The following is a 26266-nucleotide window of genomic DNA, read 5'->3' as shown; positions in this document are numbered from 1 at the left end:
TGGCATCGCGGGTTGGCCGAAGCGGCTTTCGGCCAACCTTGGTTATTGCCCGAGTGCGGCCAGCAGCGTGGCACAATCGGTGACGGAGCAGTACTCGCCGTCCAGGTTGGCCAGGCTCATCGCGTGCACCTCGTCGGCGCTGCGCTCGACGCCGTTCCAGTCGCGGCGGTTGAAGGTGAAGCAGCCATCCGCCGGCAGTTGCACGCGAAAGCCGAGGTTGCCGGCCATGCGCACGGTGGCCTCGATCGAGTTGTTGGTGATGACCCCGAGCACCACCAGCGAGTGCAGGCCGGCGCGACGCAGGCGCTGTTCGAGATTGGTGCCGACGAAGGCGTTGTTGGTGTGCTTGGCGATGATCAGTTCGTCCGCTTGCGGCTCGAAGCCTGCCTTGAAGGCGTGCCCCGGCTGACCGGGGCGATAGTGCGAGCCGGTTTCCAGCGAGTCGTGGCGCACGTGGATCACCGGCCAGCCGCGCTGGCGCCAACGCGTCAGCAGCGCCTGCATGCGGGTTTCGGCGTGCGGGTTGTTGCGCACCCCCCAGTCGGGGTGGTCGATGGCGCGTTGCAGGTCGATCAGCAACAGCGCACTGGGGGCGGGCAGGGCGATCGCGGTCATGGACAGCTCCGGGGCAGGGCGTTCCAGCATAAGCGATGCCCCATGCCCTGTCATGGCAACAGGGCCAAGCCGCCTTGCCCGAGGCGTTGCCTTCTGTCCGCGACAAAATTTCTTCGGAGGATGCCGATGAGCACCAGCAAGCCGATTCCATCGCCTTGCATCCAGCAATGCCGGCTCGACGACGCCGGCCAGAGCTGTCGCGGCTGCCGCCGCACGCTGGATGAGATTGCCGGCTGGTCGGGCTTCGACGAGATGCAGAAGCAGGCGGTATGGGCCCGGCTGCTGGCCTTGCCGCTACTGGTGGTCGGCAAGCACTGCCAGCGCTGCGGGGCGGCGTTTCGCTGTGGCGAAGGCGGGCCGGATGGGGGCTGCTGGTGCAGCGAGCTGCCGGCGGTGCTGCCGCTCGTGCCGAGCGGCGGCGATTGCCTGTGTCCTTCCTGCCTGCGCGACACCCTGCGCCAAGCCTACGCCGCGCGCGGCTTGTCCGCACCGTTCTGAGCACCACCGTCGTCGTATCACCCGATGCGGGCAGGGTCACCGCCGACTGCCCGTGCGCGTATCATCCGCCGCTCGATATTTCCTGCCGGTACGCCTTGTTCCGGCCGCTGTCGGCGATGCCATCTGCTAGCTTTAAAGTGAACACCAAAGCGTAGTGCGATGGCGCAAGCCGGACAGGAGGGTGTGATGGACATGATCGAATGGCGCCTGCAGGGCGTCGAGTTTGCCACCTGCAATTGCAACTGGGGTTGCCCCTGCCAGTTCAGTTCGCCGCCGACGCAGGGTAAATGCGAGGCGGTGGTGTCGATGCGTATCGACCAGGGACAGTTTGGCGAGGTCAATCTGGACGGCTTGTGCTGGGTCGGCGTCTTCGCCTGGCCCGGTGCCATCCACCAGGGTAACGGCAGCTGCCAGATCTATATCGAAGACAAGGCCAGCCCGGCGCAGCGCGAGGCGCTGCTGACCATTCTGTCCGGGCAGCATTCCGACCCCGGCGCTAACGTGTTCCAGATCTTCAGCACCACGCTGAGCCAGCTGTACGAGCCGCAGTTCGTGCCGATCTCGTTTGCGGTCGACCCCGATAACCGGCTGGCCACGACGTCGATTGCCGGCGTGCTGGAGGCGAGCGGCGAGCCGATTCACAACCCGGTGACCGGCATGGCGCAGCGGGCGCGCTTGACGTTGCCGGACGGCTTCGAGTTCACCGAAGCCGAAATGGGCAGTGGCCACTTCGCCACCCACGGTGCCCTTGCCATTGCTTCCCCGAAAGGACACGCGCACTTCGCGCGCCTGCACATGACGGGCCACGGTGTGGTGCGCTGAACCCGTGTCGATGAACGGCATGCCGCCATCCGAACCGGCCGTCGCCGCGCCGCCGCTGCGCGACCGGTTGCGCCCGGAGCAGTGGCCGGTGTTGCTGTGCCTGCTCGGGGTGGCCGGGCTGGCCTGGCTGGCGCTGTGGCGACTGAGCCAGAACATGCCGGCGATGGGCATGGCGGGGATGGCCGGCATGGTGATGACCGGGCCGATGGCGATGCCGTGGCAGCCGGCCGACTTCCTGCTGACCTGGGCCATGTGGGCGACGATGATGGTCGGCATGATGCTGCCCAGCGCCTTGCCGATGATCCTGTTGTACCTGCTGGTGGCGGGCCAGCGGCAGTCGCGCCGTGCCGCCGCCGGGCAGGTGGCGCTGTTCTCCTCCGCCTACCTGCTGGTGTGGAGCGGCTTCAGCATCGCCGCCACGGCGCTGCAATGGGCGCTGGACCAGGCCGCCCTGCTGACACCCGAACTCGCCAGTGCCAATGTCTGGCTGGGCGGCGGCATCCTGATGCTGGCGGGTATCTACCAGTGGCTGCCGCTCAAGCAGGCCTGCCTCGGCCACTGCCGCTCTCCGCTCGGTTTCGTCATGGGGCACTGGCGTCCCGGTGCCGCCGGGGCGTTGCGGATGGGGTTGCTGCATGGCCTGTACTGCCTGGGCTGCTGCTGGGCGGTGATGGGGCTGCTGTTCGTGGTCGGGGTGATGAACCTGCTGTGGGTGGCGCTGCTCAGCGTCTTCGTGCTGTTGGAAAAACTGCTGCCGCTCGGCCGTTGGGGAGGGCGCCTGAGCGGTGCCCTGCTGATGGCCTGGGGGGCGGTGCTCTGGCTGCACTGAGTCCGCCACGATGTCTCCGGAGAGCCCCCTTGCTGCCGCCAATCACGGCCCAGATGGCCTGAGCGACGCCGAGGCCGCCGCGACGCTGGCCCGGGTCGGTCCCAACACCCTGTTTGTCGAACCGCGCCGTACCTTGTGGCGGCTGACGTGCGAAATCCTGCGCGAACCGATGTTCCTGCTGCTCTTGGTGGCGGGGTCGATCTACCTGCTGCTGGGCGATGTTCGCGAGGCGCTGCTGTTGCTGGGGTTCGTGCTGGTCATCGTGCTGATGACGGTGCTGCAGGAGCGGCGCACCGAGCGCGTGCTGGAAACCCTGCGCGAACTGGCGAGCCCGCGCGCCGTGGTGCGCCGTGGCGGGGTGCAGAAAACCGTCGCCGCCTCCGAACTGGTGCCGGGCGATATCGTGTTGATCGGCGAAGGTGATAGGGTGCCGGCCGACGGCGAACTGCTGGTGGCCAACGAGCTGTCGCTCGACGAGTCGCTGCTGAGCGGCGAATCGGTGCCGGTGCGCAAGCTGGCAGGGCTCGCCGGCACGAGCCGGGCCGGTGGCCCGGGGGGCGACGATACGCCCTTTGCCTACGCCGGTTCGCAGGTGGTGCAGGGGCAGGGGGTGATGCGCGTTTGTGCCACCGGCCTCGAGACCGAGCTGGGCAAGATCGGCAAGATGCTGGGCACGATCGAGCAGCCCATCTCCCCGCTGCAGCAGGAAACGCGTCGTTTTGTCCGCGAGCTGGCCATCTATGGGCTGATGTTGAGCCTGGTCGTGCTGCTGTTGTACGGGATCACCCGCGGCGACTGGCTCGCGGGTCTGCTGGCCGGCATCACGCTGGCAATGGGCCTTTTGCCGCAGGAGTTCCCGGTGATCCTGACCGTGTTCATGGCGCTGGGTGCACGCCGTCTGGCTCATGACCGCGTGCTGACACGGCGCCTCAACGCCATCGAGACGCTGGGGCAGACCAGCGTGCTGTGCGTCGACAAGACCGGCACCCTGACCCATAACCGCATGGCGGTGCGCCAGCTCTACGTCGACGGCCGCACGCTGGTGGTCGACGACGCCCTCTCCACGCTCGACGAGCCTTACCACGAACTGCTCGAATACCTGATCCTGGCCAGCGAGATCGACCCGATCGACCCGATGGAGCGGGCCTTCCACCACTTCGGCCACAGCTACCTGGCCGGCACCGAGCACCTGCGCCCGGACTGGGCGCTGACCCAGGAGTACGAGCTGACGCCGCAGTTGCAGGCGATGAGCCACGGCTGGATCGCGCCGGACCGCGACTACTACCCGGTCGCCAGCAAGGGCGCGCCGGAGGCCGTGTTTGACCTGTGCCACCTGCCCGAGGCGCAGTGCGTGCAACTGCTGCGCGAGGTCGAAACGTTGGCCGAACAAGGCCTGCGCGTGCTGGCGGTGGCCAAGGCCCGGCATGACGGCGTGGAATGGCCCGAGAGGCAGCACGATTTCGATTTCGAATTCCTCGGTCTGGTCGGCCTGGCCGACCCGGTCCGCACCGAGGTGCCCGAGGCCATCGCCCAGTGCCGCGAGGCCGGGGTGCGGCTGGTGATGATCACCGGGGACTATCCCGTCACGGCGCAGGCGGTGGCACGCCAGGCCGGCATTGACGATGCCCTGGTGGTCAGCGGCGACATGATGGAGCAACTGGACGACGCGGCGCTGCGCGGGGTGGTGCAGCAGGCCGAGGTCTTTGCCCGCGTGCGGCCGCACCAGAAGCTACGTCTGGTCGAGGCGCTCAAGGCCAACGGCGAGGTGGTGGCGATGACCGGCGACGGCGTCAACGACGCCCCGGCGCTGCGCGCGGCGCATATCGGCATCGCCATGGGGCGGCGCGGTACCCAGGTGGCGCGCGAGGCGGCGGCGCTGATCCTGCTCGACGACAACTTCACCGCCATCGTCGCCGCGATGCGCCAGGGGCGGCGTATCTACGACAATCTGGTGAAGGCGGTCACCTACGTGATCGCCGTGCACGTTCCCCTGATCGGCCTGACCGTGGTGCCGTTGGTGCTGGGCTGGCCGCTGCTGCTGGCACCGGCGCACGTGGTGTTTCTGGAGCTGGTGATCGACCCGGTCGGCTCCATCGTGTTCGAGAACGAAGCCGCCCATCCCCGCGTGATGCGCCGTCCGCCACGGGTGGTGGGCGAGCCGCTGTTCTCGCCGCGCAGACTGGCGCGCAGTCTGTGGCAAGGGGGCGTGCTGTTTGTCGGCGTGCTGGCGCTGTATGCCGCGGCGATGCGCCTGGGCAGCGCAACGGACGCGGCGCGCAGCATGGCGTTCCAGACGCTGGTGATGGGCAACCTGAGCCTGGTCTTCCGCAATCGCCACCCCGGCGCGCTGCGCCAGGAGCAGAACCGCGCCTTGTGGTGGGTGGTCGGCCTCACCCTCGCCATGCTGCTGCTGGTGACCCAGCTGGCCCCGCTGGCCGCCTTGTTCCATTTCGGAGCGGTGACGCCATGGCAGTACCTCTACTGCCTGCTCGCGGCCAGCGTCATTTATCTGCTGGCCGGGGTGGTTAGGCAAGCCAAAGACCCGCTGGGGTCCTAGCCTGTCTTAGGCGTTGCCTGGCCTCGTCCCTGCCCGAGAAAGCCACACGACTCGATGCTCCGAGAGGGGGGCAGAATTCTGATTAAGGATTCTGGCCAGATATGGTAAAAAAAGTTTTTTATGTGGGGCTTTATTTAAACAAGAAATGTAAAGTGTTTTACGTTACTCATTGGTTTGATTTGCCTCAATTTTAAATGGATGTACTTTCCATAATATTTATACGGATAACATATTATGGATGGCGGTACATCATGTTTTCGACCATTGGAAAGCGGCTGGTACTACTTATGCTAGTGCCCTTGCTGGTGTTGTCTTGTTTTTCTCTTTTGCTGATCTGGCAAAACTATACCCAGTACCAAAAAGCCAGGACGACACGGCAGCTGATGGAAGTGGCCATCTCGACGGGTAATCTGATCCACACATTACAAATAGAGCGCGGCGCATCGGCTGGTTTTTTGCAGTCGCATGGGGCCAAGTTTGCCGACAAGTTACCGAGCATTCGGCAAGCCTCCGATCGCAACTTCCAGGCTTATCGAGACGCCATTTCGCAAGACCGGGCGTTGCTTGACCCGTCGATGATCCAGGATGTGCAAGGGCCGTTACAGAAACTGGCGGACTGGCGTTACAAAATTACCCAGAAAAATATACTGCCGGGTGAAAGCTCGACGTATTTCACCCATACTATTGCGCAGCTGCTCAAAAATATTACCGCCTTGGGACTGCAAAACGATCAGGCCGATATCGTGCGTCGTTTACAGGCCTATCAAACGCTGATTTTGGCCAAGGAAAATGCCGGTCTGGAACGGGCATTGTCAGTGCCGGTATTTATCGGCGATCACGTGGCGTGGCCGCAGTACCGTCTGATCCTGTCGAAGATTGATAGCCAGAATATTCTGTTGGAGGTGTTCACTGCGCTGGCCAAACCGGACGAGGTGGCGGGCGTCGCCAAAGTCATGCAAAGCCCGCAAGCACGCCAGGTGCAGCAATTCCGCGATGTAATGGCGCTGCATTTCGCCGAGGGCGGCTTCGGGGTCAATGCGGAGCAGTGGTTCGTTGCCATCACCGCCAAAATCGATGCCCTGTTTACCGTCGAGCAGCAGTTGACGGCCAATATCCAGGCCCAGACGCAGGCCCAGGAGGAATTGGCGTGGCGCCAGCTGTGGTTCGTGGTCGTGGCAGGGGGAATGACCATGCTGTTGACTGCCCTGGTCGGGATGTGGGTCGGGCGCAGTATCGGCCGCCCCCTGTTGAATGTCGCCGATGCGGTCGAGCAAACCGTCGCCAACCGCGACCTGTCCCGCACGGTTTCGGCCAAGGGCGTGCTCGAAGCCCGGCAGATCGCGACCGCCTTCAACCATATGCTGCAGTCTTTCTCGCGCCTGATCCAGGATACGCAGAGTTGCGGCCAGAACATGGGGGCGGTCGCCTCGCAACTGGCAGGGAGCAGCGTGCAGGTGAAGCAAAGCGCGCAGCTACAGTTTGAAGCGACCTCTTCGGTGGCGGCCGCGGTGGAGCAGACGTCGGTCAGTATGAGCGGAGTGGCCGGCAGCGCTCGTTCGGTGATGGAACTGGTGTATCAGACCCGGACCGAAACGGGCCAGGCCCTGCACGTGATGCATGAAACCGTACAGCAGGTCAGGCAGATTGCGGCCCAGATCCACGAGTCGAGCGGTAACATCAGCTTGCTCGACGACAGTTCCAAACAAATCGGCGGCATCATTAATGTCATCAAGGAGATTGCGGAGCAGACCAATCTGCTGGCGCTCAATGCGGCCATCGAGGCGGCACGGGCCGGCGATATGGGGCGTGGTTTCGCCGTGGTGGCGGATGAGGTCAGGAGCCTGGCGGTACGCACCGCTGCGGCGACCGGCGAGATTGCCGTACTGATACAGGCGGTGCAGCAGCGCATCGATACCACCGTCAGCGGTATGCAGCGAGCCGACCAACTCTCCCAGATCAGCTTGCAGTCGGTCAGCGCCAGCGAACAGGGCTTGGGGCATATCGACGAGGGGTCGCAACGGATCTCGCAACACATGCTGAATATTGTCGGGGCGATCGAAGAGCAGGATCAGGCCTTGCGCGGCATTGCGCAGAACATCGAGCAAATCGCCAGAATGACCGAGGAAAACAGCGTTGTGGCAAACAGCAATAGCAGCCACGCCGAGAGTCTTGACCAGCTATCGGGGCGCCTGGCCCAGGCGGTCAGCCAGTACCGTATCGCCATGGTGTGAGTGCTCGATTTCCTGCCGTTTTCCCGGTGCTCGGCTAGGGGGGATGCGGTCTCCTCCCGCTGGTCGTCCCCCGCTGACGGCTTGGCGAGGGGCGCGGGTGGTCATTTACCGCTTGGGTCGGGAAGCAATAAAAAGGGGCATCAATCTTGAATTGATGCCCCGATAGGGTGGTGCAGATGATCAGAATTTCGGGTGGTCAAAGCTCACTGGGTGCTGCCGGAACAGAATGCCATCGTTTTTAAAACGGTCATGGCATTTTATGAGCAGCGCCCCCCCGTTTCTGCACCGCACGTACCCGCCGAGTACTTACTCTTCCGGCACGTTCATCGAGTTGATGTTGAAACCGCCGTCGACGTAGGTGATCTCACCGGTGATGCCGGAGGCCAGGTCGGACAGCAGGAAGGCGGCGGTGTTGCCGACTTCTTCGGTGGTCACGTTGCGGCGCAGGCAGGACTGGTTGGCGGCGATCGACAGCAGCTTGGAGAAGCCCGAGATGCCGGAAGCAGCCAGGGTCTTGATCGGGCCGGCGGAGATGCCGTTGGCGCGGATGCCGTCCTTGCCGACGCTGGCGGCCAGGAATCGCACCGAGGCTTCCAGGCTGGCCTTGGCCAGGCCCATCACGTTGTAGTGCGGGATGGCGCGCACGGCGCCGAGGTAGGACAGGGTCAGCAGGGCGCCATTGCGGCCCTTCATCATCGGGCGGGCAGCCTTGGCCAGCGCCGGGAAGCTGTAGGCGGACACGTCGTGGGCGGTGTGGAACGCTTCGCGGCTCAGGGCGTCGAGGAAGTCGCCTTCCAGCGATTCACGCGGGGCGAAGGCGATGGCGTGCACCAAGCCGTCCAGGCCGTCCCAATCCTTGCCCAGATCCACGAACAGTTGCTCGATGTCGGCATCGTTCTGCACGTCGCAGCGGTACACCAGTTTGCTGCCGAAGTCGGCGGCCATTTCCCGCACACGATCTTCCAACTTGTCCACCACGTAGGTGAACGCCAGTTCCGCGCCTTGACGATGACAGGCCTGGGCAATGCCGTAGGCGATGGAACGGTTGGAGATCATGCCGGTAATAAGAATTTTTTTGCCTTGCAGGAAGCCCATCTTGAGTCCTTCACGGTGTAAACAGGGCCGCATTATAACCAAGGCTGTGCCCTGCCTGACAGTCGGACGAGGCTGCGAGGCCGATTTTTTTGGTTTTCAAGCGCGGTAGCCTAGGGTAAAACAGCGACAGCATGCCGTCATGGCGCCGGGAACTGCGCCGGGCGACGACGGTTCAGAGCATTCTCGGGCCGGTCCGCCAGGGGGCGGCCGGATCAGAACAAGAAGGTGACATGCGTATTTTGCTGCTGATAGGGGTGGTGGGGGTGTTGCTGGCCCGGCTGGCCGTGGGGGCGCCGGCGCTGGCGCTGGGCTACGCGCCGAAATACCCGCCGAACTTCACTCATTTCGATTACGTCAATCCGGCCGCGCCCAAGGGCGGGCGGCTGGTGCTGCCGGCGCTGGGCAGTTTCGACACGCTCAACCCGTTTACCCTGAAGGGCGACAAGGAGGCGGGGGTCGGGACGCTGGTGGTGGAGACGCTGATGACGCAGGGCGAGGAGGAGCCGTTCACCGTGTACGGGCTGCTCGCCGACAACATCCGGCTCGCCGACGATGGGCTGTCGGTGAGCTTCCACCTCAATCCGCGCGCGCGCTTCTCCAACGGCGACAAGGTCACGGCCGAGGACGTCAAGTTCTCGTTCGACACGTTGACGCGTGACCCGACCGCCTCGCCGTCGTACCGTTTTTACTGGGCCGACGTGGCGCGCGCCGTGGTGGTGGACGCCGCCAACGTGCGCTTCGACTTCAAGCGCCGCAACGCCGAGTTGCACCTGATCATCGCCCAGCTGCCGGTGTTCTCGCACAAGTGGCTGCCGCCCGGCACCAAGCTGGGCGACCGCGTGCTGCAAGCGCCGATCGGCTCCGGCCCCTACCTGCTGGAACAGTACGATCAGGGCAAGTTCTCCCGCTTTAGGCGCAACCCGGCGTACTGGGCGGCCAACGAGCCGGTGCGGCGCGGCATGTACAACTTCGACACCATTCTCTACCGCTACTACAAGGACGAGACGGCGCGGCTGGAGGCGTTCAAGGCCGGGGAGTTCGACCTGTCGGTGGAAAACGTCGCCAAGCAGTGGGCGCGCGGCTACCTCGGCAGCAAGTTCGAGGATGGCCGTATCGTCAAGAAGACGCTGCCGCACGGCAGCTCGGCCGGCATGCAGGGCTTCGTGTTCAATCTGCGCCGGCCGCTGTTCCGCGACAAACGCGTGCGCGAGGCGCTGACGCTGGCGTTCGACTTCGAATGGACCAACCGCCAGCTGTTCTACGGCCAGTACCAGCGCAGCGACAGCTATTTCACCAACAGCGAGTTGGCGGCCACGGGGTTGCCGGGGCCGGACGAGCTGGCGCTGCTGAACCCCTTGCGCCGCAAGCTCGACCCCGAGGTGTTCGGCCCTGCAGTGGAACCGCCCAAGGTTGGTGGCCGCTACGGCGTACGCACCAACCTGCGCCAGGCCCGCCAGTTGCTCTACCAGGCAGGCTGGCGCTACCAAGGTGGGCGCTTGGTGGACAAGCAGGGGCAGCCGTTCGAGTTCGAATTCCTGTCCTATTCACGTACCTACGAGCGCATCGTCGCCTCGTGGCAGAAGCATCTGGCCAAGCTCGGCATCACGCTGACGGTGCGCGTGGTCGACCCGGCCATCTACCAGCGCCGTCTCAACGATTTCGACTACGACACCACCGTGGTGGTGTACGGCGCCAGCCAGAGCCCGGGCAACGAGCAGCTGGGCTATCACGGCAGCGAGGCGGCGCGCACGCCCGGTTCGAGCAACTGGGCCGGCGTGGCCGACCCGGCGGTCGACGCGCTGTTGCAGAACTTCCTGCACTTCAAGACGCGCCGCGACCTGATCGCCGCCAGCCGGGCACTCGACCGCGTGCTGCGCGTCGGCCGCTACGTGGTGCCGAACTGGCACATTCCCTACCACCGGGCAGCCTGGTGGAACCGCTTCGGCCAACCTTCCCGCCTGCCGCGCTACTACGACGCCACCAGCTGGGCGATCGAGACCTGGTGGGACAAACCGCAGGAGGCACGCTGATGTGGCATTACATTTTCAAGCGCTTGCTGCTGATGATCCCGACCCTGGTGGGCATCCTCGCCATCACCTTCGCCATCATCCAGTTCGTGCCCGGCGGGCCGGTGGAGCAGATGGTGCAGCAGCTGACCCACGCCGGCGTCGCCGGCGAGGCGGCGCAGGGCGGCGGCAACAGTCCGTTCAAGGGCCGTGCCGGGCTGAGCCCGGAGGAGCTGGCCGCGCTCAAGGCGCAGTACGGCTTCGACAAGCCGGCGTTGCAGCGCTTCGGCGACATGCTGGTGAAGTTTTCCCGCTTCGATCTGGGCGAGAGCTTCTTCCACCACGAGTCGGTGTGGGCGTTGATCGTGTCCAAGCTGCCGGTGTCGATGAGCATCGGGCTGTGGAGCTTCTTCATCACCTACCTGGTCTGCATCCCGCTCGGCGTCAGCAAGGCGGTGCGCGACGGCTCGCCGTTCGACCTCTTCACCAGCACGGTGATCCTGGTCGGCTACGCCATTCCCGGTTTCGTGCTGGGGGTGGCGCTGTTGGTGCTGTTCGGCGGCGGCAGCTTCTGGCAACTGTTCCCGCTGCGCGGGCTGGTCAGCGAAAACTGGGCCGACCTGGGGCCGCTCGACAAGGTGCTCGACTACCTGTGGCACATCACGCTGCCGGTGACCGCCTCGGTGGTGGGCAACCTGGCGGTGATGACGATTCTGACCAAGAACGTGTTCCTCGAGGAAATCCGTCGCCAGTACGTCTACACCGCGCGCGCCAAGGGCCTGTCCGAGCGGCGCATCCTCTACAAGCACGTGTTCCGCAACGCGCTGATTCCGCTCATCACCGGTTTTCCGGCGGCGTTCATCGGCGCTTTCTTCAGCGGCAGCCTGCTGATCGAGACGCTGTTCTCGCTCGACGGGCTGGGGCTGTTGTCGTACGAGTCGGTGATCCGCCGCGACTACCCGGTGGTGATGGGCTCGCTCTACGTGTTCACGCTGATGGGGCTGGTGGCCAAGCTGCTGTCGGACCTGTCCTACGTGCTGGTCGACCCGCGCGTCAGCTTCGAGGAGGGCGGGCAATGAGTCTGACTCCCGGCCAGCGCGCCTGGCGCCGCTTCAAGGCCAACCGCCGCGGCTATGTCAGCCTGTGGCTGTTCGCCATCCTGTTCGTGCTCACGCTGGGCGCCGAACTGCTGTCCAACGACCGGCCGCTCGTGGTGCGCTACCAGGGCGAGTTCTACTACCCGGTGCTGTTCGAGTACAACGAGACGGTGTTCGGCGGCGATTTCGATACCCCGGCCGACTACCTCGATCCCTACATCCGCGACCGGCTCTCCGCCAACGGTAATTTCGCCGTGTTCGCGCCCAACCCCTACAGCTACAACACGCTCAACTATTTCGCCAAGGCCCCCAACCCGGCGCCACCGTCTTCGGCCAACCTGTTCGGCACCGACGACCGCGGCCGCGACGTGCTGGCGCGGCTGATCTACGGTTTCCGGCTGTCGGTGCTGTTCGCGCTGGCGCTGACCGTGGTCGGCACGCTGGTCGGCATCGTGCTGGGCGGACTGCAGGGCTATTTCGGCGGCCGACTCGACCTCACGCTGCAGCGTGTGATCGAGATCTGGGGCAGCCTGCCCGAGCTCTACCTGCTGATCATCCTGTCGTCGTTCTTCAACCCCAGCCTGACCTTGCTGCTGGTGCTGTTGGCGCTGTTCGGCTGGATGGGGCTCGCCGACTACGTGCGCGCCGAGTTCCTGAAGAACCGCCAGATGGACTACGTGCTGGCGGCGCGCTCGCTCGGGCTTGCCGATCGCCAGATCATGTGGCGCCACGTGCTGCCCAACAGCCTGACGCCGGTGCTGGCCTTCCTGCCGTTCCGCGTCAGCGGCGCCATCCTGGCGCTCACCAGTCTCGACTTCCTCGGCCTCGGGGTACCAGCCAGCACGCCGAGCCTGGGCGAGATGCTGGCGCAGGGCAAGGACAACCTCGACGCCTGGTGGATCGCACTCTCCACCTTCACCGTGCTCACCGTCACGCTGCTGTTGTTGATCTTCATCGGCGAGGGGCTGCGCTCGGCACTCGATACACGCAAGGGCTGACATGGACCAACTGCTGTCGGTAGAAAACCTGCACGCCGGTTTCGGCTCCCGCGTCGCGGTGCGCGGCGTGAGCTTCACCGTGCGCGCCGGTGAAAAGGTGGCGCTGGTGGGCGAATCCGGTTCCGGCAAGACCGTCACCGCGCAGGCGCTGATGCGCCTCAATCCGGACGTGACGCTGTCCGGCGCGGTCCGTTTCAACGGCGAGGAACTGCTCGGCGTGCCCGAACGCCGCCTGCGCCAGCTGCGGGGGCGCGAGATGGCGATGATTTTCCAGGAGCCGATGTCGGCCCTCAACCCGGTGTACACCATCGGCAACCAGATCATCGAGACCCTGAGCCAGCACTTCGGGCTGGCGCCGCGCGCGGCGCGGCAGCGGGCCATCGAACTGCTGGCGCGTACCGGCATCCCCGACCCGGACATCAAGGTCGACGCCTATCCCTTCCAGCTCTCCGGCGGCCAGCGCCAGCGCGCCATGATCGCCATGGCGCTGGCCTGCCAGCCCAAGCTCCTGATTGCCGACGAGCCCACCACCGCGCTCGACGTCACGGTGCAGGCGCAGATTCTCGCCCTGCTCGACGAACTGCAGCGCGACCTCGGCATGGCGGTGCTGTTCATCACCCACGACCTCAACCTGGTGCGGCGCTTCGCCGACCGCGTGGCGGTGATGAAGGACGGCGAAGTGGTCGAAACGGGGACGGTGGCCGAGGTGTTCGGCCAACCCGCACACCCCTACACGCGCGAGCTGCTGGCGAGCCGTCCCGACACCCTGGACGACGCCCCCGGTCAGGCCGCGCCACGGCTGCAGGCCGAGTCGATCCGGGTCGCCTTCAGCCGCCGCCGCGGCTGGTTCGGCAAGACCGTCACCCCGGTGCTGCACGGCATCAGTCTCGGCGTCCCCGCCGGACGCACCCTCGGCATCGTCGGCGAGTCCGGCTCCGGCAAGACCACGCTCGGGCTGGCGCTGATGCGGCTGATCCAGGCGGAAGGGCAGGTCACGCTCGACAGCACCCGGCTCGACACGCTCAGCGGGCAGGCCCTGCGCGCCTCGCGTCGCGACTACCAGGTGGTGTTCCAGGACCCGTTCGCCTCGCTGTCGCCGCGCCTGACCGTGGGCCAGATCGTCGGCGAGGGCGTGGCGCTGCACTTTCCCGAACTGGATGAGACGGCGCGACGCCAACGCGTGCTCGATACCCTGACCGAAGTCGGGCTGGCCGCCGACAGCGTCGACCGCTACCCGCACGAGTTCTCCGGCGGGCAGCGCCAGCGCATCGCCATCGCCCGCGCCCTGGTGCTGCGCCCCAAGCTGATCCTGCTCGACGAGCCGACCAGCGCGCTCGACGCCACTCTGCAAAAACAGGTGCTGCAATTGCTGCGCCGGCTGCAGCACAAGTACGGCCTGAGCTACCTCTTCATCAGCCACGACCTGGCGGTGATCCGCGCCGTGGCGCACGAGGTGCTGGTGCTGAAGGACGGCAAGGTGGTCGAATCCGGGCCGACGCGGCGCGTGTTCGAGGCGCCCAGCCAGCCCTACACCCGCGATTTGCTCGCGGCGGCCCTGCTGGGGACTTGAAAGCACGGTGCCCAGCCTCATTATTATTGGCATGAAGCCGGTAGGGTTGCCCCTGGGGTCCGTGCTTGCTACCATCCCTTGTGCCATGCCGTTTGCCGGCAACAAGACAAAACCATCGAGAGGAAGATATGAGCGATCTGATCCAGCACGTGACCGACGATTCTTTTGAGCAGGACGTACTGAAGGCCCAAGGCCCGGTGCTGGTCGATTACTGGGCCGAGTGGTGCGGTCCGTGCAAGATGATCGCCCCTATCCTGGACGAAGTGTCGAAAGAGTACGACGGCCGCCTGAAAGTGGTGAAGCTGAACATCGACCAGAACGAGCAGACTCCGCCGAAATTCGGCATTCGCGGCATCCCGACGCTGATGATCTTCAAGGACGGCAACGTGGTTGCCACCAAGGTCGGCGCGCTCGCCAAGAGCCAGCTGACGGCGTTTATTGACAGCCACATTTAAACCGCCTATCCTTCTGTCAAATTCTTCACCAGCGGGCGACATCACTGTCGCCCGCTCCGTATCCGCTTCACACTCCTTGTCGAGCACTCCCGCTTAATCCGTATTCGAGTCGACCACGGCTGCCATGCACTTATCTGATCTAAAACACCTTCCTGTTACCGAACTCGTTGAGAAGGCCATTGCCAACGAGATCGACGGCGCCAACCGCCTGCGCAAGCAAGACCTGATTTTTGCCCTGCTGAAGAACCAGGCCAAGAAAGGCGAGAGCATTTTCGGAGACGGTACGCTGGAGGTGCTGCCGGATGGTTTCGGTTTCCTGCGCAGCCCGGATTCCTCGTACCTGGCCGGCCCGGACGACATCTACGTCAGCCCGAGCCAGATCCGCCGCTTCAACCTGCATACCGGCGACTCGATCGAGGGCGAAATCCGCACCCCGAAAGACGGCGAGCGCTACTTTGCACTGGTGAAGGTGGACAAGGTCAACGGCGGCCCGCCGGAGAACGCCAAGCACAAGATCCTGTTCGAGAACCTGACGCCGCTGTTCCCGACCGAGCGTCTGGTGCTGGAGCGCGACATCCGTGCCGAAGAGAACATCACCAGCCGCGTGATCGATCTGATTGCGCCGATCGGCAAGGGCCAGCGTGGTTTGCTGGTGGCTCCGCCGAAGTCCGGTAAAACCGTGATGCTGCAAAACCTGGCGCACGCCATCACCGCCAACCATCCGGAAGTCGAGCTGATCGTGCTCTTGATCGACGAGCGTCCGGAAGAAGTGACTGAGATGACCCGCTCGGTGCGCGGCGAAGTGGTGTCGTCCACCTTCGACGAGCCGGCCACGCGCCACGTGCAGGTTGCCGAGATGGTGATCGAAAAGGCCAAGCGACTGGTCGAGCACAAGAAGGACGTGGTGATCCTGCTCGACTCGATCACCCGTCTGGCACGCGCCTACAACACCGTGATCCCGGCCTCCGGCAAGGTGCTGACCGGTGGTGTCGACTCCAACGCGCTGCAGCGCCCGAAGCGTTTCTTCGGCGCCGCGCGCAACGTGGAGGAGGGCGGCTCGCTGACCATCATCGCCACCGCGCTGATCGATACCGGCTCGCGCATGGACGACGTGATCTACGAGGAGTTCAAGGGTACCGGCAACATGGAGATCCACCTCGACCGCCGCATGGCCGAGAAGCGTATCTTCCCGGCGATCAACATCAACCGCTCCGGCACCCGCCGTGAAGAGCTGCTGATTCCGCAGGACCAGCTGCAACGCATCTGGGTGCTGCGCAAGCTGCTCTACCCGATGGACGATCTCGAGGCGATGGAATTCCTGCAGGACAAGATGCGCGCGACCAAGAACAACCTCGCGTTCTTCGATTCCATGCGTCGCTGAAGCGACCGCCATTCACCAGCAGCGCCGGGCTTTCGAGTCCGGCGTTTTGTTATCCGAGAAAGCCATGGAACTGAGTCGTTTTGCTTCCATGCCATGGTTTGCCGGCATCGGCACCGTGGCCTTCGCCTTTTCCGGCTACCTGGTCGGGGTGCGCAAGCAGCTCGACCTCTTGGGCATCCTGATCGTGGCGCTGTTGACCGCCATCGGCGGCGGCATCCTGCGCGACGTGCTGGTCAGCCGCATCCCGCTGGTGTTCTATGATTACACTAACCTGATCGTCATTGCGGCGACACTGCTGCTGTCCTGGCTGGCCGGCCTGCACCGGCGCGAGAGCGCCACCTTCGGCCGCTTGTTCCTGATCGCCGATTCGATCGGCCTGGTGGCATTCAGCATGAGCGGCGCCCAGGTCGGCCTGAGCCTGGATCTGAATGCCTTCGGCGTCGTGCTGTTGGGCTTCGTCACCGCCGTGGGGGGCGGGGTGGTGCGCGACATGATGGTCAACGATATCCCCTTCATCCTGCACCGGGACTTCTACGGCATGGTGGCGATTCTGATTGCCGCCGCCCTGTTTGCCATGGATGCCTTGGGGATGGTGAACGTTTTGACGCTGCAGCTACTCTTTATTGTGGGGTTGGGTGTGCGTCTGCTGGCGCACTGGCGAGAATTGGCCCTGCCCAAGGTTCGTAGCGGCAGACGCAGGGGGTGAGTAAGATGTTTCCGAGCGATGTGGAGGACGCCAGGCAGTGGATTCGGTCCCGCCTGGCCGGCGACTGGGAAACCGTCGTGGGCGGCGATCTGCCGCAGCGGCCCGCTACCGGCGCGGAGCGCCCGGCCGCGGTGCTGGTGCCCTTGGTGTGGCACGCCGAGGCGCCGGCGGTGCTGTTGACACGGCGTAACGACGCGCTCTCGACGCATGCCGGGCAGGTCAGCTTTCCCGGTGGCAAGATCGATCCGCACGACCCGAGCGCGGTACACGCGGCGCTGCGCGAGGCACGGGAAGAGGTCGGGTTGGCCGAAGCCGGCGTCGACGTGTTGGGCACACTGCCCGACTACATCACCATCACGCGCTTCCGGGTGACGCCGGTAGTCGGCCTGCTGGTGCCGCCCCTGGCACTGGCGCCCGAGCCATCCGAGGTGGCCGAGGTCTTCGAGGTGCCACTCAAGCTGGTGCTGGACCCTCGCCAGTACGAACGTCACAGCTACGTACGCGACGGCATGGCCGGCGTCTATCTGTCCCTGACCTACGGCCCGCATCGTGTCTGGGGTGCCACCGCGGCCATGCTGCGGCAGCTGTCCGCCATCCTCAACCCCGGCGCGGCAGCGCTCTGATCTTAAGTCTGTAGCCCAGACGCCGTTCTCGACGTGGAAGGAGCCGGCGTCAGATCATAAGATCGGTGGGCACAGCGCAACCCATCACTGGAGGGTTTCGGCTGCGGAACCCTTCACTCCTCCTGACGTGCTTTGAGCCGTTAACAAAATCCAGCATAGCGGTCTTGGCTAGGCGTGCGGGCGCAGAAAACTGAGGTGCAGCCGAAGTTTCTGCAAAGCTACATGCAAGTGGTACAGCAAGCGCTCGCGTGTGAGTCTCTCCCGAGATTCGCACGCGAGCATAACAACACCAAGAGGGTTTTGTTAACAGCTCTCAGAGCTGAAAGCGCATCGACAGGTCGATTGCCTCGACGTCCTTGGTCAGCTTGCCGACCGAGATGCGATCGACGCCGGTTTCGGCAATCGCCCGCACCGTCGTCAGCTCGACCCCGCCCGAGGCTTCCAGTTGGGCGCGCCCGGCGCTCAGGCGTACCGCTGCGCGCATGTCGTCCAGCGACATATTGTCCAGCAGCACCAGCTTGGCGCCGGCTTCGAGCGCTTCGTTCAGCTCTCCCAGTGTTTCCACTTCCACCTGCACGCTGACGCCGGCCGGCGCCAGGCGGCAGGCCTGCTCCAGCGCCTGGCGAATACCGCCGGCGGCCATGATGTGGTTCTCCTTGATCAGGATGCCATCGTAGAGGCCGATGCGCTGGTTGTCGCCGCCGCCCACGGTGACGGCGTATTTCTGCGCCAGGCGCAGTCCCGGCAGCGTCTTGCGAGTGTCGAGGATGCGGGCGGCGGTGCCGGCCACCACGTCGACGTAGCGCCGGGTCTGGGTCGCCACCGCCGAGAGCAACTGCAGGAAGTTGAGCGCGGTGCGCTCGGCGGTGAGCAGGGAGCGCGCCGGACCGGCAATCTCGCACAGTACGGTATTGGCCGTGACGCGTGCACCTTCCTCGACTTTCCAGTCGATGCGGCAGCGCGCGTCGACTTGGCGGAAGGTTTCCTCGAACCAGGCCTGCCCGCAGACGACGGCCTCCTCGCGCGCTAGCACCGTGGCCCGGCCGCTGGCGTGGTCGTCGATCAGCATGGCGGTCCAGTCGCAGCCGCCGATGTCTTCGGTCAGGCTGAGGCCGACTTGTTGGGCGATGAGGTGATGAGGGGGCAGGACTGGCATCGGGCGTTCTCCGCAAAAAGCGTATTGTAGCGGTCCGCCGGGGTGTTGTGGCGGCAGCGGGTCGGCCGCGTCTGGTATGATGAAATAATTCTCCTCGCCGTCATCGCCACGTCATGAATCTGCCCGCCGCTTTCTTTCCCCTCTGGGGGCAATGGTCGACCCTGCTGGCGGCCTTGGGACTGCTGGGGTGGGCGGCGAGCCGCGTGCGCTGGCGGGAGCTCGACCACGTTGCGCTCAACGCCTGGCTCGGCGCCTGCGTGCTGACCATGGCGATGTGGATGATGAAAGGCGGCCTCAAGCCCGGGCTGTCCTTCCACCTGCTGGGAGCGGCCATCCTGACCTTGATGATGGGGCACTGGCTGGCGCTCCTGGCGCTCGCCATCGTGCTGGCGGGGGTGACGGCCTACGGTGCCGGCGACTGGCTGGCGCTGGGGTTGAACTTCTGGCTGATGGCGGTGCTGCCGGTAACGCTGGTGAGTACCGTGCTGCGCCTGACGCAGCGCCTGTTGCCCCCCAACCTGTTCGTCTACGTGTTCGTCGGCGCGTTCCTGGCCGGTGGTGCCAGCCTGTTCGCCACCGGGCTTGCCGGCATCGCGGTGCTGGGGATGGCGGGCGCCTACCCCTGGGACGAGCTGCTGTCGGAGGCGCTGCCGTTCTACTTCCTGCTGTCCTGGTCCGAGGCCTTCACCTCCGGCCTGATCATGGCGATACTGATCGTGTACCGGCCGCGCTGGGTGGCGACCTTCGACGACAGCCGCTACCTCGACGACAACTCCGACCCGGGAGCCTGAGCATGCTGCCTCGCCTGTCGCTGCGCTTCATTCCGGTCTGGTTGCGCAATTTCCTGGTGTGGAAGAAGCTGGCAGCGCCGTCCATCCTCGGCAACCTGGCCGACCCGATGCTGTACATGCTGGGCCTGGGTTTCGGTATCGGCAGCCTGCTGCCGTCGATCGGCGGCGTGCCGTACATCCAGTTCCTGGCCGCCGGGACGGTGTGCTACAGCACCATGAACAGCGCGACCTTCGAGGCGCTGTACTCGGCGTTTTCGCGCATGCACGTGCAGAAGACCTGGTCGGCCATCATCAACGCGCCATTGACGGTGGACGACGTGGTGCTGGGCGAGTGGCTGTGGGCGGCGTCGAAGAGTCTGCTGTCGGGGCTCGCCATCCTGCTGGTGATGGGGCTCCTGGGGCTGATCAAGAGCCCGCTGGTGCTGTGGATCGTGCCATTGATCGCGCTGTCCGGGCTGGCGTTTGCCGGCATGGGGCTGGTGGTGACGGCGCTGAGCCCGAGCTACGACTTTTTCATGTATTACTTCACGCTGGTGGTCAGCCCGATGATGCTGATTTCCGGGGTGTTCTATCCGGCGGAGAACCTGCCCGGCTGGATTCGCGCCGTGGCCGAGGTGCTGCCGCTGACTCACGCCATCCGTCTTGCCCGGCCGCTGGTCAACGCGACCGTGCCGCCGCTCATCTGGCCCAGCCTGCTGATCCTGCTGCTCTATGCTGTCGTGTCGTTCTCGCTGGCGGTGATACTGACGCGGCGGCGCCTGCTCAAGTAGCCCATTCTGAACGCGGCTCTCAAGGTGTGACGAGCGGCCGGCTGCGCGGGGTGGCTGGAGTACTGGGGGCGGAATGGGCATGGTGCCATGCGAGTCATGGCTCGGGGAGTCTCCCGCAGGCAGTCTGCCCGCTCAGGGCACCGCCCAGCCCGAGATCACGAGCGCGCAGTCACGACGAGGATAGCGTCTCACAGCACCAGCGGTTCCGGCTCCAGCTCCACGCCGTAACGTTCCTTCACCGCAGCCTGCACCTTCTGCGCCAAAGCCCAGACTTCCTTGCCACTGGCGTGGCCATAGTTGACCAGCACCAGCGCCTGGCGCGCGTGTACGCCGGCGTCGCCCTCGCGGTAGCCCTTCAGCCCGGCTCGGTCGATCAGCCAGCCGGCGGCGAGCTTGGTCTTGCCGGCGCCCGCCGGGTAGTGCGGCAGGTCGGGGTGATGCGCCAGCAGGGCTTCGGCCAACCCCGTGTCGATGATCGGGTTCTTGAAGAAGCTGCCGGCGTTGCCGAGCTGGGTCGGGTCGGGCAGCTTGGCCGTGCGGATGCGGATCACCGCTTCGCTGATGTCGCGCGGCGAGGCGCCGTCCGCCTTGCCCATCGCCGCCAGTTCCTTGCCGATGTCGCCGTAGCCGGTGTGCAGCGTCGGCCGCTTGCTCAGGCGGAAGCGCACCGCGGTCACCAGCAGGCGGCCGTTCGCTTCGTGCTTGAACACGCTGTCGCGATAGCCGAAACGGCACTCGGCATTGGAGAGGATGCGCTGGGCGCCGTTGTCGTGCAGGTCGGCGCAGACCACCTCGGCGAGGCAGTCCTTGGCTTCGACGCCGTAGGCGCCGATGTTCTGGATCGGGCTCGCGCCGACGGTGCCGGGGATCAGGCTCAAGTTTTCCAGCCCGGCCCAGCCCTGCGTCAGCGTGTGCTGCACGAAGCCGTGCCAGTTCTCGCCGGCGGCGGCCTCGACCACGACCTCGTCGGCGTTCTCGCTCAGTACCGTGATGCCGCTGAGCGCCACCTTCACCACCAGTCCCGGGTAGTCGCCGGTGAACAGCAGGTTGCTGCCGCCGCCCAGCCACAGCACCGGTCCGCGCCGGTACGGTTCGCTCGCCAGCAGTTCGGGCAGCCGGACCAGGTCGTCCAGCTCGCAGAACGTCGCGGCGCGCACGTCCATGCCGAAGGTGTTCAGCGTTTTGAGGGGGTGGTCATGAAGAAAAACAAGGCTCACGGCGGTTCAGCTTTCGGTGTGTTGACGGACCAGGCGGCGGCGACTTTCGCGCGACAGGTAGCCTACCAGCAAAAACGCCGCCACGCTCAGGCTGAATACCAGCGCCGCCCAGAAGCCCTCGATGCCCATGGGCAGGGTGAGAAAGGGCAGCGGCCAGTCGGTCAGCCCCAGCACCATGCCGAGGCTCAGACCCAACCCCCAGAACGACACCACGTGGATGATCATCGGCGCCGTGGTGATCTTGTAGCCGCGCAAGGCGCCGGAGGAAATGCACTGGGTGGCGTCGGTCAATTGGAACACCGCGGCGAAGACCAGTAGCCCGGCGCCGATGCGGATCACTTCGGGGTCGGTGGTGTAGAGGCGGATGATGTCTTGGCGCAGCGTCAGCATCAGCAGCATGGTTCCCCCGGCCAGAACCAGCCCGGTCAAGAGGCCGGTGCCGGCGGTGAAGCGCGCCCGGCGGTAATCGCCGGCGCCGACCGCCTGGCCCACGCGCACCGACATCGCGGTGGAGATGCTCTGCGGCAGCATGTAGATGATGCTGCTGACGCTCAGCACCGCCTGGTGGCTGGCCACCACCGTGGTGCCGAGCTTGGCTACCAGGAAGGCGATGAACGAGAACAGGCTGACCTCGAAGAAGAACGACAGCCCGATCGGCAAGCCCAGTTTCAGCATGGCGCCGTAGCGCGACCAGTCCGGCCAGCTCCAGCGGCCGGTGAAGGCGTAGGGACGGAAATGACGGTGCAGCGCGACATAGCCCAGCAGCGCCAGGAAGTTGAACCACAGCGCGGCGGCGGTGGCCCAGCCGCAGCCGGCGCCGCCCAGCGCGGGCAGGCCGTACAGGCCGTGGATCAGGGCGTAGTTGAGCGGGATGTTGAGCAGCAGCGCCGCCACGCCGACCAGCATGATCGGCTTGGGCCGGTTGAGGCCGGAGGCGAAGGCGTGCAGGGCGCGCTGCATCAGGGCGGCGGGCAGCCCTAGCGCCACGCCGTCGAGGAACAGCATCACCTTGTCCTCGACGTCGTTCGACAGCGTCAGGCTGTCGCGCAGCCAGGGTTGGCCGAAGATCATCAGCGCGCTGCCGATCAGGCCCAGGAACAGGCAGAACCACATGCCCTGGCGTACCGTCTCGCCGATAGGCTCGCGCTCGCCGGCGCCGAACTGGTGCGCGATCAGCGGGTTGAGCGCGGTGGCGATGCCGACCAGCGTCACGTACACCGTGATGAAGACGCTGGAGCCCAGGGATACCGCGGCCAGGTCGTTGGTGCTGACGCGGCCGGACATCACGGTATCGACGAAGCCCATGGCGACGTGGGCGATCTGGGCCACCATGATGGGTAGCGCCAGGGCGAGAATCTGTCGGGCTTCCGCGACGATTTTGGTGCGCGGTTCCCGACTCAGTCCGAATAGCATGGAGGGGCCGGAGGGATGAAAACCGGTCAGTATACGGTCATCCCGCCGGGGCGTCGTTACAGCGTTGAGACACTGCGTTACGCGAAACGGGCCGGCGGATGACAGCGCAGGTCGCAGCTGATGACGAGGGCGCTGCCGAAACGGGCGTTGATCGCCAGGGCGTCGGGCAGGGTGACGTCGACCAGTTCCAGCAGATGCTCCCGCCGACGCAAGGGGTAGCCGTGCTGGCGGGCGAACTGCGACAGCTGCTCAAGCGTGGTCAGGTGATCGCTGTGGACGGCGCTGGCCACCAGGGTGCCCTTGAGCGTGGATTGGGTCGGGGCGGTGTGGCCGGCGTCGTAGGCGAAGTCGCGGCAGCTGTCGTTCTGGCAGTCGTACATGGCGTATTCCTTCAGGTTGGGCGCTGTGGCGTGCCCGGAACCTTGCCAGGCGACGCTTTAGCAGGATTTTTGAGCGCCCTGCAAGTTGTCATTAACTCGGCGCTAATTACGGTATGGCGGATTGCTACGGCGGGCGGGGAGGGGCGGCAGGCAAGAAAAAACCCGCTTGCCAGAGGCCAAAGCGGGTTTTGTCGCACGCTTTAGCTGGAATTTATCGGCGCCCCGCAAGCTGTATCAAATCGGCGCATGCAAAAAGACTACCCGGCGTGCGGGCGGGTGTCAACCCTCGGTCGATGGCCATGCGGCGAGGAAGTCGCGCCAGTGCGGCGCGGCCTGTTGTCCGACCCAGCCGCGTGCCTGCGCCACGCTGTCATGGTAGTCGGCGGCGCCGAGCGTGCCCTGTACCAGGCGGTCGCGCTGGAATAGCAGGTAGGTGGCCATGGCTTCGATATCGCAGCGCGCCCGGATCTCGCCGAGACGGCCCGCCCGGTAGGCCTCCCACGGCGTGCCGCCCGCCACCACCGGCAGGGCGGGAAAGCCGCACAGCCTGGCCATGTCGTCGAGCGGGACCGTGGCGTAGGGCAACGGCGCGAGGCCACTTTGCGTCGCATTCTCCGCGGACCAGTGCGGCGGCAGGGCGAGGCCGTTGATCAGGGCGCGGTAGCGCAGCAGCGGCAGGGCGAACGCCGCGCCGCTCCAACTGGTGACGCAAGGCGCATGCTGCGCCACCTGGTCGAACAGGGCCTGCAGCAGCGCGGCCTCGTCGGTGTTGGCGTCGCCGCCGGTGTGGCAGGCGATCCCCTCGCCCAGTCGCAAGGTCCAGGAGATGGCAACGATGCGCTGCAGGTGAAGCGGCATGCCATCCTCGCCGCTGCGGGCGCGCTGGCGTTGCAGGGCGAATTCGGCGACGTCACTGTCGGCGATGTCGGCGGCAAAACCGTACAGGGTGCGGATGCCGGCCACGTCCGGAATGGTGGCGAGGGCGAAAGCGAGAATAGGGGTCACGGTGGGGCCGGCCTGCAGCAATGGAAACGGCTGAATTCTAGGTGGGCGGCGCGGTCAGGGCAATCGCCGGCTGGGGCGGCCTTGCTGGGGGCGGTCCGTCGTCATCGTGCGCGGTGTGTTTTCCCCGTCGTTTCAGGCTATAATCGGCGCCTTGAATGCGACGCTTTTCGGCGTAATTCCATACTCTCTCACCATTTCCCCGATGATCCGCAAGCTAATTCGACGAGTACTCGAGCTGCCCGCAGGCGTAGTAGGCAAGCGTCGCGTCAAACCGCGCGTTATTCCTCTTTCCCAACACGGAGTGCGGCGCGACCGGCTCAGCCATGCCGCGCTGAAAGTGACCTCCCGTCTGCAGGAAGCCGGCTTTACCGCGTACGTGGTAGGGGGCGCCGTGCGCGATCTCTTGCTGGACGTCAACCCCAAGGACTTCGACGTGGCCACCAGCGCCACGCCGGAGCAGGTGCACCATCTGTTCCGCCGCTCGCGCATCATCGGCCGTCGTTTCAAGATCGTGCACGTGATGGTCGGGCCGGAGACGATCGAGGTCACCACCTTCCGTGGCGGCAGCATCGACGACACCAACGAGACCGGCCGCATCATGGCCGACAACTCCTACGGCAGCCAGGAAGAAGACGCCCACCGCCGCGACTTCACCGTCAACGCGCTGTTCTACGACCCGTCCGACGAGTCCATCGTCGACTATCACCACGGGGTGAAGGATCTGCAGGCACGCAAGCTGGTGATGATCGGCCAGCCGGCGCGCCGCTACCAGGAAGACCCGGTACGCATGCTGCGCGCCGTGCGCCTGGCGGCCAAACTGAATTTCGAGATCGACGAGAATACCCGCAAGCCGATCCGTGCCCACGCCCACCTCTTGAAGAAGGAGCCGCCGGCGCGCCTGTTCGACGAAATGCTCAAGCTCCTGATGTCGGGCCAGGCCTATTCCTGTCTGTGCAAGCTGCGCGAGGAAGGGCTGTCGCGCGGGGTGTTCCCGCTGCTCGACGCGGTGCTCGACGAAGAAGGCAAGGACGAGTTCCTGAGGCTGGGCCTGCAAAGCACCGATGTGCGCATCCGCGAGGACAAGCCGGTGTCGGTCGGCTTCCTGCTGGCCACGCTGCTGTGGCGCCAGGTGTCGCAGCAGTGGACGGCGCGGCTCAAGGAAGGCGAACGGCCGGTGCAGGCGTTGTTCGACGCCATCGCCGAGGTCGAGTCGCTGCAGGACAACGAATTTGCCATTCCGCGCCGTTTCAGCGCCACCATGCGCGAAATCTGGCTGCAGCAGCCGCGTTTCGACAGCCGTAGCGGCCAGCGCCCGTTCCGCTTCCTGGAACAGCCGCGTTTCCGCGCCGCCTTCGATTTCCTCTCGTTGCGCGCCCAGGCGGGCGAGGTGCCGATGAGCCTGGTGCAGTGGTGGGACGATTTCCAGCACGCCGATCACGACGAACGCCAGGAACTGATCGCCAACGTGCGCGAAGAGGGCTCGTCCAGCGGCGCCCCGGCCAAGAAGCGCAAGCGTCGCCGTTCCAGCCAGCGTCGCCGCGAGGGCGGCGAGCAGGGCGTCGAATCGTGAGCCGGGCGTACATCGCGCTGGGCAGCAACCTGGAGCAGCCGCAGCAACAGGTCCGCGCCGCCTTCGCGGCGCTGGGCACCATCCCCGGAGTGAGTCTGCGGCGCGCCTCCTCGCTGTATCGGACCGCCCCGGTTGGCTATCTGGACCAGCCCGACTTCATCAACGCGGTCGCCGAGCTGGATACCGACCTTTCCCCGCTGGCCTTGCTGGACGCCCTGATGGCGCTCGAAGAGCACTTCGGGCGGGTGCGCTCGTTCCGCAACGCTCCGCGCGTACTCGACCTCGACTTGCTGATGATGGAGGATGTCGAGCTGGAGTCCGAGCGTCTGACCTTGCCGCACCCGCGCATGCACGAGCGCACTTTCGTGCTGGCACCGCTGGCCGAGTTGCAGCCCGATCTCGCCGTCGGCCGGCATGGCCGCGCGGACCGGCTGCTGGCCGGGCTGGATGCATCGGGCGTGGAGCGGCTGGAAGGCTAATC

24 protein-coding genes are annotated in these 26266 nt (G+C 65.5%); 17 read left to right on the top strand and 7 right to left on the bottom strand.

Translation table 11 applies throughout. The features are described 5' to 3' along the window. Window positions 1-42: 42 nt before the first annotated feature. Window positions 43-615 carry a cysteine hydrolase family protein gene (locus tag NH8B_RS14715; protein ID WP_232503475.1) on the bottom strand — a complete coding sequence of 191 codons (573 nt, stop codon included), beginning with the start codon at window positions 613-615 and terminating at the stop codon, window positions 43-45. Window positions 616-741: 126 nt separating this feature from the next. Between NH8B_RS14715 and NH8B_RS14710 the strand changes: the two genes are divergently transcribed. From NH8B_RS14710 to NH8B_RS14690, 5 genes are all read left to right on the top strand, one after another. Continuing rightward, window positions 742-1113 carry a cysteine-rich CWC family protein gene (locus NH8B_RS14710; protein ID WP_014088003.1) on the top strand — a complete coding sequence of 124 codons (372 nt, stop codon included), beginning with the start codon at window positions 742-744 and terminating at the stop codon, window positions 1111-1113. A 186-nt stretch (window positions 1114-1299) separates the two neighbouring features. Further along, a complete protein-coding gene (locus NH8B_RS14705; protein ID WP_014088002.1) occupies window positions 1300-1935 on the top strand; it encodes a DUF1326 domain-containing protein in 636 nt (211 codons plus the stop codon). A gap of 19 nt (window positions 1936-1954) precedes the next feature. Then, window positions 1955-2764: a DUF2182 domain-containing protein gene (locus tag NH8B_RS14700; protein ID WP_232503474.1), complete on the top strand. Its 810-nt coding sequence runs from the start codon at window positions 1955-1957 to the stop codon at window positions 2762-2764. 10 nt (window positions 2765-2774) lie between these two features. Beyond that, entirely contained in the window at window positions 2775-5321 is a 2547-nt protein-coding gene (locus NH8B_RS14695) for a cation-translocating P-type ATPase (RefSeq protein WP_014088000.1), read from the top strand. A 251-nt stretch (window positions 5322-5572) separates the two neighbouring features. Beyond that, window positions 5573-7552 (top strand): methyl-accepting chemotaxis protein, encoded by a 1980-nt coding sequence (locus tag NH8B_RS14690; RefSeq protein WP_041703013.1) that lies wholly within the window; start codon window positions 5573-5575, stop codon window positions 7550-7552. 306 nt (window positions 7553-7858) lie between these two features. Here the strand turns inward: NH8B_RS14690 and fabI are convergent, their stop codons facing one another. Further along, window positions 7859-8647, bottom strand: coding sequence for an enoyl-ACP reductase FabI (gene fabI, locus NH8B_RS14685; RefSeq protein WP_008954259.1), 789 nt, complete (start codon window positions 8645-8647; stop codon window positions 7859-7861). A gap of 230 nt (window positions 8648-8877) precedes the next feature. On the opposite strand from fabI, the gene NH8B_RS14680 reads away from it, so the two are divergent. The 8 genes from NH8B_RS14680 (at window position 8878) to NH8B_RS14645 (ending at window position 17483) form a co-directional block, all read left to right on the top strand. Further along, window positions 8878-10677 (top strand): extracellular solute-binding protein, encoded by a 1800-nt coding sequence (locus tag NH8B_RS14680; protein ID WP_014087998.1) that lies wholly within the window; start codon window positions 8878-8880, stop codon window positions 10675-10677. Further along, window positions 10677-11732 (top strand): microcin C ABC transporter permease YejB, encoded by a 1056-nt coding sequence (locus NH8B_RS14675; protein ID WP_014087997.1) that lies wholly within the window; start codon window positions 10677-10679, stop codon window positions 11730-11732. The genes NH8B_RS14680 and NH8B_RS14675 overlap by 1 nt, the downstream gene beginning before the upstream one ends. Next, window positions 11729-12748, top strand: coding sequence for an ABC transporter permease (locus tag NH8B_RS14670; RefSeq protein WP_014087996.1), 1020 nt, complete (start codon window positions 11729-11731; stop codon window positions 12746-12748). Before NH8B_RS14675 ends, NH8B_RS14670 begins: the two co-directional genes overlap by 4 nt. A gap of 1 nt (window position 12749) precedes the next feature. Continuing rightward, complete coding sequence (locus NH8B_RS14665; RefSeq protein ID WP_014087995.1) at window positions 12750-14318, top strand: ABC transporter ATP-binding protein; 1569 nt, start codon at window positions 12750-12752, stop codon at window positions 14316-14318. Window positions 14319-14446: 128 nt separating this feature from the next. Beyond that, window positions 14447-14773: a thioredoxin TrxA gene (trxA, locus tag NH8B_RS14660; RefSeq protein WP_008954264.1), complete on the top strand. Its 327-nt coding sequence runs from the start codon at window positions 14447-14449 to the stop codon at window positions 14771-14773. A gap of 124 nt (window positions 14774-14897) precedes the next feature. After that, complete coding sequence (gene rho, locus NH8B_RS14655) at window positions 14898-16154, top strand: transcription termination factor Rho (protein ID WP_008954265.1); 1257 nt, start codon at window positions 14898-14900, stop codon at window positions 16152-16154. A 64-nt stretch (window positions 16155-16218) separates the two neighbouring features. After that, a complete protein-coding gene (locus NH8B_RS14650; protein ID WP_014087994.1) occupies window positions 16219-16860 on the top strand; it encodes a trimeric intracellular cation channel family protein in 642 nt (213 codons plus the stop codon). 5 nt (window positions 16861-16865) lie between these two features. Next, on the top strand, window positions 16866-17483 hold the full coding sequence (locus NH8B_RS14645) for a CoA pyrophosphatase (protein WP_014087993.1): 618 nt from the start codon (window positions 16866-16868) through the stop codon (window positions 17481-17483). A gap of 313 nt (window positions 17484-17796) precedes the next feature. On the opposite strand, the gene nadC is transcribed toward NH8B_RS14645, so the two are convergent. Further along, a complete protein-coding gene (nadC, locus tag NH8B_RS14640; protein WP_014087992.1) occupies window positions 17797-18639 on the bottom strand; it encodes a carboxylating nicotinate-nucleotide diphosphorylase in 843 nt (280 codons plus the stop codon). 113 nt (window positions 18640-18752) lie between these two features. On the opposite strand from nadC, the gene NH8B_RS14635 reads away from it, so the two are divergent. Together NH8B_RS14635 and NH8B_RS14630 are read left to right on the top strand one after the other, a co-directional pair. Further along, on the top strand, window positions 18753-19430 hold the full coding sequence (locus NH8B_RS14635) for an energy-coupling factor ABC transporter permease (RefSeq protein ID WP_014087991.1): 678 nt from the start codon (window positions 18753-18755) through the stop codon (window positions 19428-19430). A gap of 2 nt (window positions 19431-19432) precedes the next feature. Then, window positions 19433-20200 carry an ABC transporter permease gene (locus NH8B_RS14630; RefSeq protein WP_014087990.1) on the top strand — a complete coding sequence of 256 codons (768 nt, stop codon included), beginning with the start codon at window positions 19433-19435 and terminating at the stop codon, window positions 20198-20200. A gap of 188 nt (window positions 20201-20388) precedes the next feature. Here NH8B_RS14630 and murB read toward each other — a convergent pair whose 3' ends face one another. From murB to NH8B_RS14610, 4 genes are all read right to left on the bottom strand, one after another. Continuing rightward, window positions 20389-21417, bottom strand: coding sequence for a UDP-N-acetylmuramate dehydrogenase (murB, locus tag NH8B_RS14625; protein ID WP_014087989.1), 1029 nt, complete (start codon window positions 21415-21417; stop codon window positions 20389-20391). 6 nt (window positions 21418-21423) lie between these two features. Further along, window positions 21424-22830 (bottom strand): MATE family efflux transporter, encoded by a 1407-nt coding sequence (locus tag NH8B_RS14620; protein ID WP_014087988.1) that lies wholly within the window; start codon window positions 22828-22830, stop codon window positions 21424-21426. Window positions 22831-22907: 77 nt separating this feature from the next. After that, window positions 22908-23210: a hypothetical protein gene (locus NH8B_RS14615; RefSeq protein WP_014087987.1), complete on the bottom strand. Its 303-nt coding sequence runs from the start codon at window positions 23208-23210 to the stop codon at window positions 22908-22910. Window positions 23211-23489: 279 nt separating this feature from the next. Next, the gene (locus NH8B_RS14610; RefSeq protein WP_041703557.1) at window positions 23490-24215 is read right to left on the bottom strand and encodes a 3'-5' exonuclease; all 726 of its coding nucleotides are present in this window, start codon (window positions 24213-24215) and stop codon (window positions 23490-23492) included. 202 nt (window positions 24216-24417) lie between these two features. On the opposite strand from NH8B_RS14610, the gene pcnB reads away from it, so the two are divergent. Together pcnB and folK are read left to right on the top strand one after the other, a co-directional pair. After that, window positions 24418-25785, top strand: coding sequence for a polynucleotide adenylyltransferase PcnB (gene pcnB, locus NH8B_RS14605; protein WP_008954276.1), 1368 nt, complete (start codon window positions 24418-24420; stop codon window positions 25783-25785). After that, entirely contained in the window at window positions 25782-26264 is a 483-nt protein-coding gene (gene folK / locus NH8B_RS14600) for a 2-amino-4-hydroxy-6-hydroxymethyldihydropteridine diphosphokinase (RefSeq protein WP_014087983.1), read from the top strand. The genes pcnB and folK overlap by 4 nt, the downstream gene beginning before the upstream one ends. The last annotated feature ends 2 nt before the right edge of the window (window positions 26265-26266 follow it).

The organism is Pseudogulbenkiania sp. NH8B (assembly GCF_000283535.1).
Taxonomy (GTDB): Bacteria; Pseudomonadota; Gammaproteobacteria; order Burkholderiales; family Chromobacteriaceae; genus Pseudogulbenkiania; species Pseudogulbenkiania ferrooxidans.
This window is presented reverse-complemented; position numbering and strand designations above follow the sequence as displayed.